The sequence below is a fragment of the Kosakonia sp. AG348 genome, from assembly GCF_003337365.1.
Taxonomy (GTDB): domain Bacteria; phylum Pseudomonadota; class Gammaproteobacteria; order Enterobacterales; family Enterobacteriaceae; genus Kosakonia.
Genome location: NZ_QPJR01000003.1, coordinates 400,841 through 416,337 on the forward strand (window position 1 = coordinate 400,841; position 15,497 = coordinate 416,337).

Consider the following 15,497-nt stretch of genomic DNA (forward strand, 5'->3'; position numbering starts at 1 on the left):
AGACTGAAAAGTAATGAAATGAAGTCCGAAAAAATAAAGTGAAGATGTTCATTTTTTATTATAACTAATGCTTCTGCAGCTTTAATGTTAGTGCCATTTATAAAAGCACTATTTACTTTTTATTTTCTGTATCAGAAACGTCTGTATATACCCAACTTTACTTTCAGGCCCGGTCGTTTTTACTACCCTTATTACCCTAAGCGGTAAATAAGGAGACAAATATGGCTTACCAGACAGTGAATCCTTTTAACAACCAGCTCATTAAAGAGTATCCCAATCATAGCGACGCCGATATCGAGGTCGCGCTGCGCCAGGCCGATGCGCTGTATCACTCGTCCTGGTCTAAGGGAAATATTGAACAGCGGTTGCCGATACTGCATAAACTTGCCGATCTGCTGGAAAACCAGCAGGAAGAACTGGCGAAAATCGCCAGCCGGGAGATGGGCAAGTTAATTGAGCAGAGCCGCAGCGAAGTGAAGATTTGCGCGCAGATAGCCCGTTACTACGCGGATAACGCGAAACAATTCCTGGCGCCCGTTAAGTATGAAACGGCGCTGGGAGAGGCGTGGGTGGAGCATCATCCGATCGGCGTGATCATGGCGGTGGAACCGTGGAACTTCCCTTATTACCAGCTGATGCGTGTACTGGCACCAAATCTGGCTGCTGGTAACCCGGTTATCTGTAAACATGCCAGCATCGTGCCGCAGTGCGCAGAAACCTTTGCGCAGCTGGTGCGCGAAGCGGGCGCGCCGGAAGGTGCGTGGACGAACCTGTTTATCTCGTCCGATCAGGTTTCGGCAATCATTGCCGATCCGCGTGTGCAAGGTGCAGCGTTGACCGGATCGGAAAAAGCCGGTAGCGCGGTGGCGGCTCAGGCGGCGAAACACATCAAGAAATCGACGCTGGAGCTTGGCGGTAACGACGTATTTATCGTGCTGGACGATGCGGATCTGGAAAACGCGGTTGAGACTGGTGTGCAAGCGCGTCTGGCGAATGCCGGGCAGGTCTGTACCGCCGCGAAACGCTTTATTATTCATCAGGATATTGCCGATCAGTTCCTGCGTAAGTTCACCGAGGCTTTCCAGCAGGTGAAAATGGGCGATCCGCTGGATGAAAGCACCACACTTGGTCCGCTCTCCTCGAAAGAGGCGCTCAATACATTGAGCAAACAGGTGAGTGAAGCGGTACAAAACGGGGCAAAACTGCACTTCGGCGGCAAACCAGCGAACAGCGAAGGCAACTTCTTCGAACCCACGATTTTGACGCACATTACGCGCGACAACCCGGCCTATTATGACGAGTTCTTTGGCCCGGTGGCGCAAATTTATGTGGTGAATAATGATGAAGAAGCGGTACGCCTGGCTAACGATTCACACTATGGCCTTGGCGGAGCCATCTTCAGCCGCAACATTCAGCGCGCCAAACAGATGGCGTCACGCATTGAAACCGGCATGGTCTATATCAACTGGCTGACGGATACCGCCGCTGAGTTGCCATTCGGCGGGGTGAAACGCTCCGGGTTTGGTCGCGAGCTGTCTGATTTAGGCATCAAAGAATTTGTAAATCAGAAGCTGGTGGTGGTACGCCAGTAATATTTAATCTTTCTTCCCCCTCGCCGGAGGGGGAAGCCGCAGGCGTTATTTCTTCAAACCTGCAAATGCTGCTCTGATCTCATCTTCCGGTAGCTGTACGCCAATAAACACCAGCGTGCTGTGCGGTGTTTCGTCGCCCCACGGGCGATCCCAGTCCGCGCTGTAAAGGCGCTGTACGCCCTGGAACAGTAAGCGGTTTGGCTCGCCATCGATCCACAACATACCTTTATAGCGCAGCAATTTTTCGGCAAAGCTCAGTAACAGGTTTTCCATTACGCGGGAGACGTCGCTGATATCCACCGGGTAATCCAGCTCGACCACTATTGAGTTGATGTCGTTTTGCTTGTCGCCGATAAAGTGAAAGCGCGGTTTTGCCGCCACCACGTTCTCTTCCAGCATAAAACCATTGGTATTAAACAGTTGCGCAAGCTCGATATCGCCATGCGTCACGGTATAAACCGGCGCGCGGGCGTTGATTCGGCTTAAGCGTTCGCGCAGTTTTTCACACTCGCCTGCGACATCCGTTTTGGTCAGCAGAATACGGTCGGCATAACCCACTTGCGACTGTGCCAGCGTGAACTGATTCATCTGCTCATCGGCATGTACCGCATCGACCAGCGCAATGACGCCATCCAGCAGATAGCGCTGGCAAAGGATCTCATGGGCGAAAAAGGTTTGAATGATCGGCCCCGGATCGGCCATACCGGTGCACTCAATTACCAGCCGATCAAAGGCGATATCGCCGCGATCGAGGCTGTCGAGCAGATCCAGCAGCGCATCTTCCAGCTCATTGGATCGGCTACAGCAGATACAGCCATTGGTCAGGGTTTTTATTTGCGTGGCGCGATCGCCAATCAGTTGATCGTCAACAGACACTTCGCCGAATTCATTTTCGATAACGGCAATTTTGTAGCCGTGTTGCTCATTGAGGATATGGCGTAAGAGGGTGGTTTTGCCGGCGCCGAGAAAACCGGTCAACAAGGTTACTGCAATCGGGGTCATAGATTCTCCTTTAGCAACAGCGGACACCGCCCTTGCCGTCTCCGCCGTAACGCGCCTGCTGGCGTTCGCGGAAGAACTCTTCGTAAGTCATGTACGGCTTATCCGGATGGTTGGTTTTCATATGATCAACGTAGTTGTCATAGTCCGGGATGCCAATCAGCATCTTTGCCGCCTGACCGAGGTATTTTTTGGCTTCGCCTAAGTTACCAAACATCATTCATCTCAGATATATGTGAAGCCCGCAGAGGCAGGCTATTTTGCTTGCCATTTTGAACGGGCAGTGTTCAACCTGGCTGCGCCAATGAAGGCTGCGAAACAGATGTAACCACCCTCAACGGTGGTTACATCATCACGCGTTATATGCCGGATGCGTAGCGTCATCCGGCAACTGGTTTAGTGGTGTGAAGAGGTTTTCACACCGCCTTCCGGCACCGGTACATACGGCGTTTCTTTGTCGGTACGCACGGTGTTGTTACGCACCTGCAACCAGGTTTTGATGCCATAGAAGATGATGCTGTACACCACCACCAGGAACAGAATACTCAACCCGGCGTTGGTGTAGTTGTTCACCACGATATGGTTCATGTTGGCAATCTGCTGCGCGGTCAGATCTCCGCCACCGGCGGCAATCTTCTCTTTGTACTGGTTAGCCATATACAGGAAGCCTTCCAGTTGTGGGTTGGTGCTGAACAGTTTCAGACCCAGCGCCCAGGTGGTGCACAGCAGCAGCCACATGGCAGGAACCACGGTGACCCAGATGTATTTGGTACGCTGCATTTTTACCAGCACCACGGTGCCCAGCATCAGCGCGACGGCCGCGAGCATCTGGTTAGAGATACCGAACAGCGGCCACAGGCTTTTCACGCCGCCCAGCGGATCAACCACGCCCTGGTACAACAGATAACCCCACAGACCCACGCAGCCCGCAGTACCAATGACGCCGGCTACCAGCGAGTCGGTTTTTTTCAGGAACGGCACGAAGTTACCCAGCAGATCCTGCAGCATAAAGCGGCCCGCACGCGTACCGGCATCCAGTGCGGTGAGGATGAACAGCGCTTCAAACAGAATACCGAAGTGGTACCAGAAGCCCATGTCCGCCATCGGGATGATTTTGTGGAACACGTGCGCGATACCAACGGCCAGCGTCGGTGCGCCACCAGCGCGGTTCAGTACGGACGGCTCGCCGATATCTTTCGCGGTTTGCAGGATCTGCTCCGGCGAAATCACAAAGCCCCAGGAGCTGACGGTCGCCGCTGCGTGCGCGGTGACATCTTTCAGCTGCGCCAGAATCATCGGCGCGTTATCACCACCCAGCTCATGCAGGTTCGGCATGGTAATGCCCAGCCCTGCTGGCGGTGTGTTCATGGCGAAGTAGAGACCTGGTTCGATAATGGAGGCGGCAACCAGCGCCATCACTGCAACGAAGGATTCCATCAGCATTGCGCCGTAACCGATAAAGCGTGCGTCGGTTTCGTTAGCCAGCAGTTTCGGCGTGGTACCGGACGCGATCAGTGCATGGAAGCCAGATACCGCGCCGCAGGCGATGGTAATAAACAGGAACGGGAACAGCGCACCTTTCCACAGTGGCCCAGTACCGTCGATGTACTGCGTCACCGCAGGCATTTTCAGTTCCGGGTTGAGGATCACGATGCCCAGCGCCAGACCGACGATCACGCCGATTTTCAGGAAGGTCGCCAGGTAGTCGCGCGGGGCAAGGATCAGCCACACCGGCAAAAGTGCAGAGACAAAGGCGTAACCCACCAGCGCAAAGGTGATGGTGGTGTCTTTGAAGGTCAGCGCCGGGCCCCAGTAAGGATCGTGCGCGATAACGCCACCAAACCAGATGGAGGCCACCAGCAGCACAATACCGATAACCGAGACTTCACCAACGCGTCCCGGGCGCAGGAAGCGCATATAAATACCCATAAACAGGGCAATCGGCACGGTGGAGCAGACAGTGAAGACACCCCACGGGCTTTCCGCCAGCGCTTTCACCACAATCAGCGCCAGCACCGCGAGGATGATGATCATAATCAGGAAGCAGCCAAACAGCGCGATGGTCCCCGGCACGCGGCCCATCTCTTCTTTCACCATCTCACCAAGAGACGCGCCGTTACGGCGTGAAGAGATAAACAGCACCATAAAGTCCTGCACCGCACCGGCCAGCACCACGCCCGCCAGCAGCCACAACGTACCCGGCAGGTAGCCCATTTGCGCGGCCAGTACCGGACCTACCAGCGGGCCTGCGCCGGCGATAGCGGCAAAGTGGTGACCAAACAGCACGTAGCGGTTGGTTGGCACATAGTTGAGGCCGTCGTTATTGATTACCGCCGGCGTGGAACGGGTTGGATCGAGTTTCATCACCTTCTGGGCGATGTAAAGGCTGTAGTAGCGGTAGGCCACAAGGTAAACGGAAACGGACGCAACCACGATCCACAGCGCGCTGACATGCTCGCCACGGCGTAATGCGACAACGGATAAACAAAAAGCACCGATTATCCCGAGGATGACCCAGGGTATGTGCTTGAGTAGTTTTTTAGTATCCATATCAGACCTGGTTTTTAACAGAAACAGTGAATGGGATTTGAAATGTTGAATTGGCTGAAATGCTGGCATTCATGATGGCAAATTACGCGCGCGAATCGGCAGCGATTTGACTGAGTGGTTAGAAAAAGGCGGTGAGCGGTAACGGATGCGTCATAAGCGGTTTTGAGGGCGGGAAAACGCTGGCTGAACTGTGATGTATGTCACGCTAAGTCGTTGTCTTGCAAGGAAGGGAGCGAATTCTGCCGGGTTGTAATCCATGTATAACTGGCGAAAAAATAGCACGTTAAACCATAAAGTTTTCCTATGCCAGGCCGAAAACCTGGTATCTGTTTATAGGGAAAGAGAAAACATGTTGACTCGTATTAAACTTGTGACCAGTTTGTTGCTGGTATTGGCATTATTTGGCTTGTTACAACTCACTTCCGGCGGCTTGTTCTTCAACGCGCTGAAACAGGACAAAGAAAACTTCACCGTCTTACAAACCATTCGCCAGCAGCAATCCACGCTGAACGGTAGCTGGGTTGCGCTGCTGCAAACCCGTAACACCCTTAACCGCGCGGGTATCCGCTACATGATGGATCAGAGCAATATCGGCAGCGGCGCAACCGTGTCGGATCTGATGCAGATTGCCAGCACCTCGCTGAAACAGGCGGAAGCGAACTGGAACGCTTACCAGGCGCTGCCGCGCGATCCGCGCCAGAGCGAAGAAGCCGCAGCAGAGATCAAACGTAACTACGATATCTACCACAACGCGCTGGCGGAGCTGATCCAGTTGCTGGGTGCCGGTAAGATCAATGACTTCTTTGACCAGCCGACCCAGAGTTATCAGGATGGTTTTGAGAAACAATACGTTAACTACTTGAAGCAGAATGACAGCCTGTATGAACAAGCGGTTCGCGACAGCGAAAGCTCCTACGGTTCTGCGGTGTGGGTGATTATCACCGTATTAATCGTGGTACTGGCGGTGATCGTCTGTGTCTGGGTGGGGATTAAAGGGGCGCTGATTAAGCCGCTCAACCACTTGATCGACAATATCCGCCATATTGCCGGTGGCGATCTGGTGCAGCGCATTGAAGTACAGGGTTCCAATGAAATGGGCGTGCTGGCAGACAGCCTGCGCCATATGCAAAGCGAACTGGTGCGCACCGTTAGCGATGTCCGTAACGGTGCCAACGCCATTTACAGCGGTGCCAGCGAAATTTCCGTAGGTAACAACGACCTTTCGTCCCGTACGGAACAGCAGGCCGCTTCTCTGGAAGAGACTGCAGCCAGCATGGAAGAGCTGACCGCTACGGTGAAACAGAACGCCGAAAACGCCCGTCAGGCAAGCCACCTGGCGCTGAGCGCGTCCGAGACCGCGCAAAAAGGCGGTAAAGTGGTGGATAACGTGGTGCAGACAATGCGCGACATTACCGCCAGTTCGCAGAAAATCGCAGATATTATCAGCGTGATCGACGGCATTGCCTTCCAGACTAACATTCTGGCGCTTAACGCTGCGGTCGAAGCGGCGCGTGCGGGTGAACAGGGTCGCGGCTTTGCGGTAGTTGCGGGTGAAGTACGTAACCTTGCACAGCGCAGCGCCCAGGCTGCCCGCGAAATTAAGAGCCTGATTGAAGACTCAGTGGGTCGCGTTGAAGTGGGTTCCACGCTGGTGGAAAGCGCCGGTGAAACCATGGATGAGATCGTTAACGCCGTTACGCGTGTTACCGACATCATGGGCGAAATTGCCTCTGCCTCCGATGAGCAGAGCCGCGGCATTGACCAGGTTGGTCTGGCCGTTGCTGAAATGGATCGCGTTACCCAGCAGAACGCCTCTCTGGTGGAAGAGTCTGCCGCCGCTGCGGCAGCGCTGGAAGAACAAGCCAGCCGCCTGACGCAGGCCGTTTCTGTGTTCCGCATCATGCAGGACCAGCGTAAAAACGCTGGCGCAACGCCAACCAGTTTTGTGAAAGCGGAACCTGCAACCGCGCTGCCGCGTAAAGCCGCGACCGACGCGGGCGAGAACTGGGAAACCTTCTAATCGTTATTTGCGCCCTGTCACACAGGGCGCATTTTCTCCCGCTTCACCGTGCTATGCTCATTGCATCATGTCGCGGAGAAGCCTTATGAACCTTGTCGCTGTTCCTGCCATCCACTATAGTTGCGAAGCGCTGACCACTATCACCGGTGCCTGTTTTGAAGGCTATCGCGTTCCGTTTTCTCTGCCGCCCGATGTTTTTGCACAACGCTTTCTTGCCGAAGGTTTAAGCCTCGTCGATTCCTGCGTCTGGCTGGCGGGCGATACGCCTGCCGCTGTGGCTTTGATCGCCCGGCGTGGTGATTGTGCCCGACTGGCGGCCTTTGCGATTTGCCCGCCATTTCGCGGCCAGGGCGTGGGCAGACAAATATTGCCGTCGTTGATGGCGGGGCTGCGTGCGAAAGGTGTTCGCCAGATGTGGCTGGAAGTTATGAGCGATAATCATGCCGGTATCGCCCTTTATCATGCGCTGGGGTTTGCTACCGTTCAGCCGCTGTTTGGCTACCAGGGCCGTGAGGATGTAGCTGAAGAGAACTGCACGTTACAGGCGCGCGATCCGCTGGAAGTGGTGCGCAGCTCCATAAGTGAATGCCATGACCGGCTGCCGTGGCAGGTGGATCCGCTCACTGCGGTATCGCTGCCGGCGCGGGCGTTCGAGTACCGCAAACATGCTTATGCGCTGGTTTCCACCCTCGGTGGTAAACCCCTGCTGCGGTTTATTTATGTGGAGTCAGAGTACCGGCGCAAAGGGTTTGCCTGCGAGTTGCTGCAGGCGTTGAACCAGCACTTTCCGTCGCTTGGCACCACCGTGGCGGTGCCAGAGCGTTTTTCATCCCTGTTCCAGCGCGCGGGCTACGCCACCATGGCCATCAGCCAGTACGAGATGAAAGCGGAACTGTAGCGGTCAGCCTTCACGGTTCACCACTTTGATTTCCACCAGACCAATACCCAGTTTACGCGGCGAATGACCAAGAATATTGCCTTCATTGGTCGATTGCGGTTCCGGCGGCACAATGACCAGCCGGTTGCTGTGAGACGGATTGCTAAAGTGCAGCGTGGTGGTGCTGAGCTCATTACCCAGCGTCAGCGATTGTTGTTGATCGCCAACGCGCACCGGAATCGGCCGGTTGGCATTCGGGCCAAAGGCTTTGGCGGTGATCACCAGCTCGAACTGTTCCGGTAGCGGTTGGTTATATTCGATCGCCACTTCTTCGCCCAGATTGGCATTCGACCAGCGCCCCCAGCTTTCCGGACGAGAGAGGCCGCTAAACTGTTTTATCTCCTCCGGCGCGCCTGCCACGTTAAAGACAAAACTTTCGGCCTTGTAACGAATGCTATCGTCGAGGATCTTCAGGGTATCGACGTTTTTCTGGTAGCGATCGCTACTGATCACCGTTTGTTTAAACGCGGTTTTCCCTTTCCACTGCGCGTTGTCGACACGCTGGACCTGCTGTTCGCCGCCCAGTTGCCCCTGCGAGACGCACCAGTCGGTAGAAAGCGCCAGTTCCGGCGACCATAAACGCGCCATTTTGTAGCATTGGTCGATCCAGACGAAGTTATCGCGCGGGGCGAAATCCGCCAGCTGGAAGCGCAGCGGTGCGGAATACTCACTTTCCGGCAGCGGTTCAACTTTATCCGATACCCGCACCAGCAACGGCAAACGGAACTGGCTGCCAGAGAACGCCACCATCTGTTTATCTGTATCGATGGTGAAGTCTTTCATCTCTTTCGGGAAATTCCACAGCCGGATAATGTCCGGTTTCCACGCCAGCATTTTCGCTTTCATATTGAGGAAAATACCCGACAGCGACTGCCCGGAGAGGCTGCTGCGGCCAAGGCCGAGGAAATTATCGCCGCCGAGAATATCTAGCACGGTTGCGCCGTTATCAAGAGTGCTGCGCTTAATACCGGAGATATCCTGCTGCGGTTCATCGCCGCGCAGCACAAAGAACAGGTTGCTGCGATCGTGCTTGTTGAGGTATTTCCACGCGGTGTTATTCATCGCCAGATGATCCGATGACACCACGATCACCGTGTCTTTAAACCACGGCGACGCTTTGATTTTGTTGATAAGCGCGGCGATATTTTGCTGGCTGCAGGTTACCGCGCTAAATGACTGGTTCGGCTTGCCATCGTAGGCATAACTTTTACGTTCGCAGCCGCGCGAGATAAAACCGTCCGGGTGGTGGGTATCCACCGTCAGCGCAAACAGCGAAAAGCGTTTACCTGAACGGGAGAGTTCCTCGTACTGTTTCCACACGGTATCCAGCACCGTATCGTCATAAAAACCCCAGTCGTTACGGTAATGCGGGTCCGCGACCTCGTTTTTCAGCTCTTCTGCACCGGTCAGGTAATCAAAGCCGTGGGATTTTAAAAACACATCTTTTCCGGCGAAACGCAGGTTAGCGCCCTGAATAAAGTGGTTTTCGTAGCCGGAATTTTTCAGGATGTCGCCAAGGCAAAGATTCTGCGGAAAGAAGCTGGAAACGGAGGCCGACGCGTTGCCTTCGAACGGCGCGAACAGCGGGATGCCGCACTGCGAAGAGACCATGCCGGCGATGGTGTAATCGGTGCCGGGTAGCTGTTCGGTATGGCTAAAATCAATGCCTTCTTCTTTTAGCGCGCCCAATTCCGGCGTCAGGCCGGGGAACGCCTCCTCGTTAAAATAGGTGCGCTCAAGACTTTCACCGTAGATGTAAACGAGGTTCAGTTTGGGGTTGGGGATCTGCTTTGTCGGTACTTTATAGAAAGTGGCGAAGTCAGGGTCGCCTTCACGCGTCTGGGATTTTACCAGCTCGGTTATCTGGCGGAACGCCGGGCTGGCGTCCACCGAACCGAGCGCCAGTGCGAGCGCCAGTAAGCTATAGCCGAAATGGTGTGGCAGATGGCGACGACGGCGCAGCACCCAGCCGAGCGCGCAAAACACCGCTACCAGCGCTAATACTAACCCCGCGCCGGGAAGCATATATTTACCGACCCCCGCGCCTGTCAGGCTGTTGGTCAGGGTGTATAACACCGCGTCGTTGATGCCGTCGCCAGTAAAATAATTGCTGGCGTAAAGGGTGATATTCAGGATGACAAAAAGACCCAGCACCAGCAGGGTGGCGCTAAACCACCAGGTATTACGGCCCGCTTTCCAGGCGTAGATAGCCACAGAGGCAAGAAACAGCGCGATAGAGAGCAACTCGGACAACCGTTATTCCTCATCAACGCCAGGCATATTGCTGGCCATTAATTTTTGTAACAGGGCGTATAATTTAATGTTCATGTCACATATCTGCAATTGTAGTGTCACTCTGTGGCGTACTTATTCAGAATTGGTTTAGAAAGGCGTAATAGTGATAGCCGTCGCACTGGCGGCGTTTCGGTAAAGCGGGGAAGGATAACGCCGCGCTCTGACTGAACGCGGCGGGATATCAGGAGAGGAAGTTAACGCCCTGCTTGAGGACGATATCGCAGGCTTTGGATTTCACTTTTTCCGCCAGTGGCGTACTACCGATGTTGCTCAGATTCAGCTGTTCCCCGTTTTTGGTGTTCAGCATGCCCTGGATCCCTTCCAGATAATTGGTGTCCTGTTTCTGCTGAGCGGCACCCAGACCCAGTTTATCCAGCACCTGGTTTTTCACATTTTCGGTGTTGGTCAGGCTGGAGAGCTTATTTTTCGCACACCAGCTCATCACGCCCGCCGCATTGTTCATGGTGCCAGCGCTGAGCGCCTGGTTACCGCCATTAAGCAGACCCGTCAGGGAGGAGAGTGAAAGACCCCCTTGCTGGGATTGAGATGTAGTCGATTTCTGGCTGAGTTCGCTGGCGGCGCTGGAAAGCGTATCCTGCCAGGAGGCGGCTTGCGCGAAGCCGGTAAGCAGTGCGCTACCGAGTGCGGCGCTGCAAAGGAGGTGTTGGAGGAATTTCATCGAGAGCAGATCCTGGTATCAACAAAGGCGGCCAGTATACACCCGGGCGCGGGCGCGCCACGGATGGGAAAACTCTCAATACTCTTTACCGGTGACGCGGCTGCGGTAACTTTCCCAGTTGAAGATCACCCACAGGCTGTTGCCGAGACGCATCCTGTCCATCACGCGTTCGCCCAACAGTTTATTCATATCTTCCAGGTTGCTGTTGGTCAGCATGCCTGTCGGGCGTTTGGACGAAGAGCGGCGATCGACAATCTGGTTGATAATCACTTTTTCGTAGCGGGATTCCGTCTGCATACCGATTTCATCAATCACCAGCAGGTCAACGCTGCTTAAGTCATTGAGCAACTGCTCTTCGCTGTTTTCCTTGTTGCCAAAAGTTTCTTTCATGGCCGACATAATGTCGGCAACGGTAATAATCAGCACCGATTTCCCCCGCAACAGCAGCTCATTACAGATAGCTGCTGCCAGATGGTTTTTGCCGGTTCCGGGTTTGCCTGAAAAGATAAAACTGGCGATGTTACCGTCGAACTCTTCTACATATTGCCGTGCCTGGCTCAGCGCCCGCATCTGGCCTTCCGTTTCAACACGATAGTTATCGAAAGAGCAGTTCTGGTGCAGGGGACGAATGCCGGAACGGTTGAAGGTGCGTTGCATTTTCATGGCGCGGTTTTCGCGCTCCAGCGCCGCCGAACGGATTTCGCCTTGTTGCTTCTGCCATGCCATCAACTCTTCGCCGGTTTTAAAAGCAGGCTTGGTGTTGGCAGGCATCATTTTTTGCAGTCGCTTCATCAATTCGCCGACGTTTTTCATCGTTATCCTCTAAAACCTGGTGGGATTTGATTATCCGGTTCGGACAGGGCGTTAATATCCCGCTTTGCCGCGCCGTTCTGGCTGCTACGGCCCATTTGCAGGCTGCGCGCCAGTTTTTGCTGCCACTGGACGTGATGGAAAACTTTGCCTTCGGCCTGCCAGTAAGCCACGAACGAGGCCAGCTCTTCCGGCGTGGCGGGATGCGCCAGCGCAATGCCCCACATCGCCGCCAGGCGCTGAAAGTCAGCATCCGGCTGCCAGCCCGCATACATGGCGAATTTGCCCATTGGCACATTTACCGGCGCGGCGGCTGGTTCTTCATAGAATTGTGCATCGAGCGAAATGTCGCTCATCGGGCGCGCAAGCTGTGCTTCGAGCGCCAGAAGTTGTTCAAGGCGCTGCGGCGTAATAGCGTAAAACGCGGGGCTATTATTGGCAAAAACGGCGATGGCGCCGCCTTCCGTGCGTGCCAGCACGCAGGCAGGATCGCGCACAAATTCATCAATACCAATGACATTCGGCGTCAGGATTCTGGAAGACATAACGCGTTCTCAAACAGGATTACTACGGATACGGCGCACTGTGTTTTTTTCACACAGGCATAATCACACATAGTAACACAGTGAGCACAAAGGGCAGAACAGCGTGAAAAAGCCGGGTTTCCCCGGCTTGTGATTTTCCAATAACGTTGGCTTTTTTGCGTTACGCAATGATATTCAGCGTAACGTCGATGTTGCCACGCGTGGCGTTGGAATAGGGGCAAACAATGTGTGCTGCATCGACCAGTTTTTTGGCTTCAGCGGCATCCATCCCCGGCAGGTGGATATTCAGTTTTGCTTCAATACCAAAGCCGGTCGGCAAAGGGCCGATACCCACTTCGCCTTCGATAAACGCATCTTTCGGCATGGCGATTTTGTCGCGACCGGCGACAAATTTCATCGCTCCGAGGAAGCAGGCAGAGTAACCCGCAGCAAACAGCTGTTCTGGGTTAGTAACTTCACCGCCAGCGCCGCCCATTTCTTTCGGCACGCCCAGTTTGACATCCAGTACGCCGTCGGAAGAGGTTGCGCGACCATCACGGCCTCCGGTTGCTTTGGCTTTGGCGGTGTAAACAACTTTTTCTAAAGACATGGCAGGTTCCTTATTATTTGAGGTGTTTGCTATAAAATAGCGTGCTATTTTTTACTGAGAATAAACTCCCTATAAAGGGAGATTATGCCCGTTGAAATTGTTGGCGAAGCCGTTCCAGTTGCTGCTTGATATCGGCAAGCGTTGCGCTATCACAAGCCATTGCACAGCCGATTGCTTCCGGAATCGACGTCGCTTGTTGCTGTAAGTCACGCCCGCTTTCGCTTAGGGTGATCACCACCTGGCGTTCATCCTGGCGCGAACGTTGACGACGAATCAGCCCGGCGCTTTCCAGACGCTTCAACAGCGGCGTCAGCGTGGCGGAGTCGAGAAACAGGCGCTCGCCAATTTCCGACACCGTGATGTCATCTTTCTCCCACAGCACCAGCATCACCAGATATTGCGGGTAAGTGAGATTCATCGGCGCCAGGAGCTGCCGGTAGAGCTTATGCAGCGCCAGATTTGTTGAGTACAGTGCAAAACAAAACTGGTTATCTAACGCGAGCTGCGCATTCGCGGTTGGAGTCGATGTCTTCTTCATGAGACTGAATATAGATAGCACGCGATTTTATTGCAAGTTATTTTTTCGAAAAAGTATGCGCACAAAAATTTGCCTGCTGTTTCAGCATCATAATGGCGCTTCGCGACCAGAGCCGGGATTTTTGCAAAAGTAATGCGAAGGGGCCTGGATCGTTGCTCACTGCGTGTTTGGTAAATCGCTGCCTTGAAAAATTACATTTCCATCAAAAAGTTATTCCGCACGTTACGCAATCGCAATAAGTTTCCCTGCCCCAAAATTTGCCGCCGCGCAATTCCACCCGTCAGGGCGGCGGTAATTCCGCGGCGACAGAGAACCGACCTTATACGCGGGGGCGTTTGCGATAAATCCACAGCCCAGGAATCGACAGGCCAATAGAGAGTGCACCGACAATCGATGATGCTTTCAGGAAGTTCGTTAACAGCAAAATCATCAGTTCTTCGCTGTAGCCAAAATGGCCGATCTTGACCGCCGAAATCATTGCAGTATAGGCGGAAATGCCCGGAAACATAGGGATCACTGCCGCCACGGTAAAGACTTTCGGGTGCGCCAGATACCAGCGTGACCAGTGGATGCCAATCGAGCCGACCAGCATTGAGGCGGCAAAAGTCGACCATTCGATATTGAATCCCCAGTGCACCATAGCGAAGCGCGAACCATGGCCAATCGCGCCAAGCAGCGCGCACCACGGTAGAGCGCGGTGCGGCACGTTAAATACCATGGCAAAGCCAACGGCAGGGATGGCCGCCAGTAACATATCCTGCGCCAGCGCCAGGATGAATAAAATCACATCCATCCGCGTAATCCCCACAATGTCATTGCCATTACCACACCAATACAGGTGGCAAGCGTTAATAAGCTGGCGATAGCCCAGCGTGCAAGGCCCGTATTGATATGTCCTTTAAACATATCGGCAACCGAATTAATCAGCGGAAACCCCGGTACTAGAAGTAAAACGCTGGCGGCCATCGCAACGGTGGATGATCGCAGAAAAACGGGCAGCGTCAGCATCAAGCCGGAAACCGTAGTGGCAACAAAAGCGGTGATACAAAAGTTGATTTGCGGGTGTAAGTGGCGGCCTGCCAGCACAAGGCGGACATACATCGCGACACTACTGGCGCAGAAAGTGATAAAAGCACCATCCCAGCCGCCGTTATTGAGCTTGCAAAAGCAGGCACAAGAGAGACCCACCATCAGAGTGACCAGCCAGCGCGGGTAGCGTAAGGGTTTGACCTGAGCGAAGCGCTTCTCGACGTCTTTGCAATCCAATAACTTATGTTCAGTGAGAATGACAATATGCTGAACTTCCGTCACCACGTGCATATTAATGCCGCGATCGCTATTTTTACGGGTTGATGTCAGGCACATTCCGTCTTTAATCGTGGTAAGAACAATGGCATTGGAAGATATCGAGCTTTCAACACTGTCCATACCCAGCGCCAGTCCCAGACGCGTTGAAAGCTCCTCAACCAGCGCGCTCTCTGCGCCGTGCTGTAACAAAAAAAGGCCACACTGAATGCACAGCCGCGTAATGGCCCGCTGTGATGACTGGTCTGTTTGCATGATTACCCTGGTATTGTTGCACTGGCGCTCACGAAGGGTGGAGCGGAAAGCCTATTTTTAGCACAGGACACTGGCTGGATGGCGCTAAGAAAGATCAAGAATTGTGCATTAAATCACGCTTGTTCATGTTCAAAAGGAGAGCTTATCGCATGTTAAGAATGAAGTAATAACAGAAAAGAAACAGCTGATTTTTTTCTGTTTAGCTGAGAATAATGATGAAGTTAGCGTTAATAAGATCTTATATATTATTTAAGATGATTGCTTTTATCTTATCTCAATATGTGCCGACTGTTTTAAATTTCTTATTTTATTATTAATAATGTATCGGATGTTTTAATGCGCATTGTGTAATGTTGACACGCTACTTGTGGATATTATAATTC

Annotated in this window: 14 protein-coding genes; 3 read left to right on the forward strand and 11 right to left on the reverse strand. The window is 53.6% G+C overall.

Annotated features, from left to right (window positions below):
• The first annotated feature begins 221 nt into the window (after positions 1-221).
• Complete coding sequence (locus DFO56_RS09050) at positions 222-1,592, forward strand: NAD-dependent succinate-semialdehyde dehydrogenase (RefSeq protein ID WP_045510107.1); 1,371 nt, start codon at positions 222-224, stop codon at positions 1,590-1,592.
• A gap of 45 nt (positions 1,593-1,637) precedes the next feature.
• On the opposite strand, the gene yjiA is transcribed toward DFO56_RS09050, so the two are convergent.
• The 3 genes from yjiA to btsT all read right to left on the reverse strand — a co-directional run bounded on the left by yjiA (position 1,638) and on the right by btsT (position 5,141).
• Entirely contained in the window at positions 1,638-2,594 is a 957-nt protein-coding gene (gene yjiA / locus DFO56_RS09055; RefSeq protein ID WP_045510104.1) for a GTPase, read from the reverse strand.
• A gap of 10 nt (positions 2,595-2,604) precedes the next feature.
• The gene (locus DFO56_RS09060; protein WP_007373011.1) at positions 2,605-2,808 is read right to left on the reverse strand and encodes a YbdD/YjiX family protein; all 204 of its coding nucleotides are present in this window, start codon (positions 2,806-2,808) and stop codon (positions 2,605-2,607) included.
• A 179-nt stretch (positions 2,809-2,987) separates the two neighbouring features.
• Positions 2,988-5,141 (reverse strand): pyruvate/proton symporter BtsT, encoded by a 2,154-nt coding sequence (btsT, locus tag DFO56_RS09065; protein ID WP_020456439.1) that lies wholly within the window; start codon positions 5,139-5,141, stop codon positions 2,988-2,990.
• Between the two features lie 349 nt (positions 5,142-5,490).
• Between btsT and tsr the strand changes: the two genes are divergently transcribed.
• Both tsr and DFO56_RS09075 read left to right on the forward strand, forming a co-directional pair.
• Positions 5,491-7,161, forward strand: a complete 1,671-nt coding sequence (gene tsr / locus DFO56_RS09070) for a methyl-accepting chemotaxis protein (protein WP_020456440.1) — start codon at positions 5,491-5,493, stop codon at positions 7,159-7,161.
• 85 nt (positions 7,162-7,246) lie between these two features.
• Entirely contained in the window at positions 7,247-8,059 is an 813-nt protein-coding gene (locus tag DFO56_RS09075) for a GNAT family N-acetyltransferase (RefSeq protein ID WP_045510100.1), read from the forward strand.
• A 3-nt stretch (positions 8,060-8,062) separates the two neighbouring features.
• Here DFO56_RS09075 and opgB read toward each other — a convergent pair whose 3' ends face one another.
• The 8 genes from opgB to DFO56_RS09115 form a co-directional block, all read right to left on the reverse strand.
• Complete coding sequence (opgB, locus tag DFO56_RS09080; RefSeq protein WP_045510097.1) at positions 8,063-10,351, reverse strand: phosphatidylglycerol--membrane-oligosaccharide glycerophosphotransferase; 2,289 nt, start codon at positions 10,349-10,351, stop codon at positions 8,063-8,065.
• 223 nt (positions 10,352-10,574) lie between these two features.
• Entirely contained in the window at positions 10,575-11,072 is a 498-nt protein-coding gene (locus DFO56_RS09085) for a DUF2501 domain-containing protein (protein WP_045510094.1), read from the reverse strand.
• A 75-nt stretch (positions 11,073-11,147) separates the two neighbouring features.
• Positions 11,148-11,885: a DNA replication protein DnaC gene (dnaC, locus tag DFO56_RS09090; protein WP_045510091.1), complete on the reverse strand. Its 738-nt coding sequence runs from the start codon at positions 11,883-11,885 to the stop codon at positions 11,148-11,150.
• A gap of 2 nt (positions 11,886-11,887) precedes the next feature.
• Positions 11,888-12,427: a primosomal protein DnaT gene (gene dnaT / locus DFO56_RS09095; RefSeq protein ID WP_045510089.1), complete on the reverse strand. Its 540-nt coding sequence runs from the start codon at positions 12,425-12,427 to the stop codon at positions 11,888-11,890.
• Between the two features lie 160 nt (positions 12,428-12,587).
• On the reverse strand, positions 12,588-13,016 hold the full coding sequence (locus DFO56_RS09100; protein WP_020456446.1) for an organic hydroperoxide resistance protein: 429 nt from the start codon (positions 13,014-13,016) through the stop codon (positions 12,588-12,590).
• Between the two features lie 82 nt (positions 13,017-13,098).
• Positions 13,099-13,554 (reverse strand): MarR family winged helix-turn-helix transcriptional regulator, encoded by a 456-nt coding sequence (locus DFO56_RS09105; protein WP_020456447.1) that lies wholly within the window; start codon positions 13,552-13,554, stop codon positions 13,099-13,101.
• 319 nt (positions 13,555-13,873) lie between these two features.
• Complete coding sequence (locus DFO56_RS09110) at positions 13,874-14,347, reverse strand: threonine/serine exporter (protein WP_017457822.1); 474 nt, start codon at positions 14,345-14,347, stop codon at positions 13,874-13,876.
• Positions 14,338-15,114 (reverse strand): threonine/serine exporter ThrE family protein, encoded by a 777-nt coding sequence (locus DFO56_RS09115; protein WP_045510084.1) that lies wholly within the window; start codon positions 15,112-15,114, stop codon positions 14,338-14,340. The genes DFO56_RS09110 and DFO56_RS09115 overlap by 10 nt, the downstream gene beginning before the upstream one ends.
• Between the last annotated feature and the right edge of the window lie 383 nt (positions 15,115-15,497).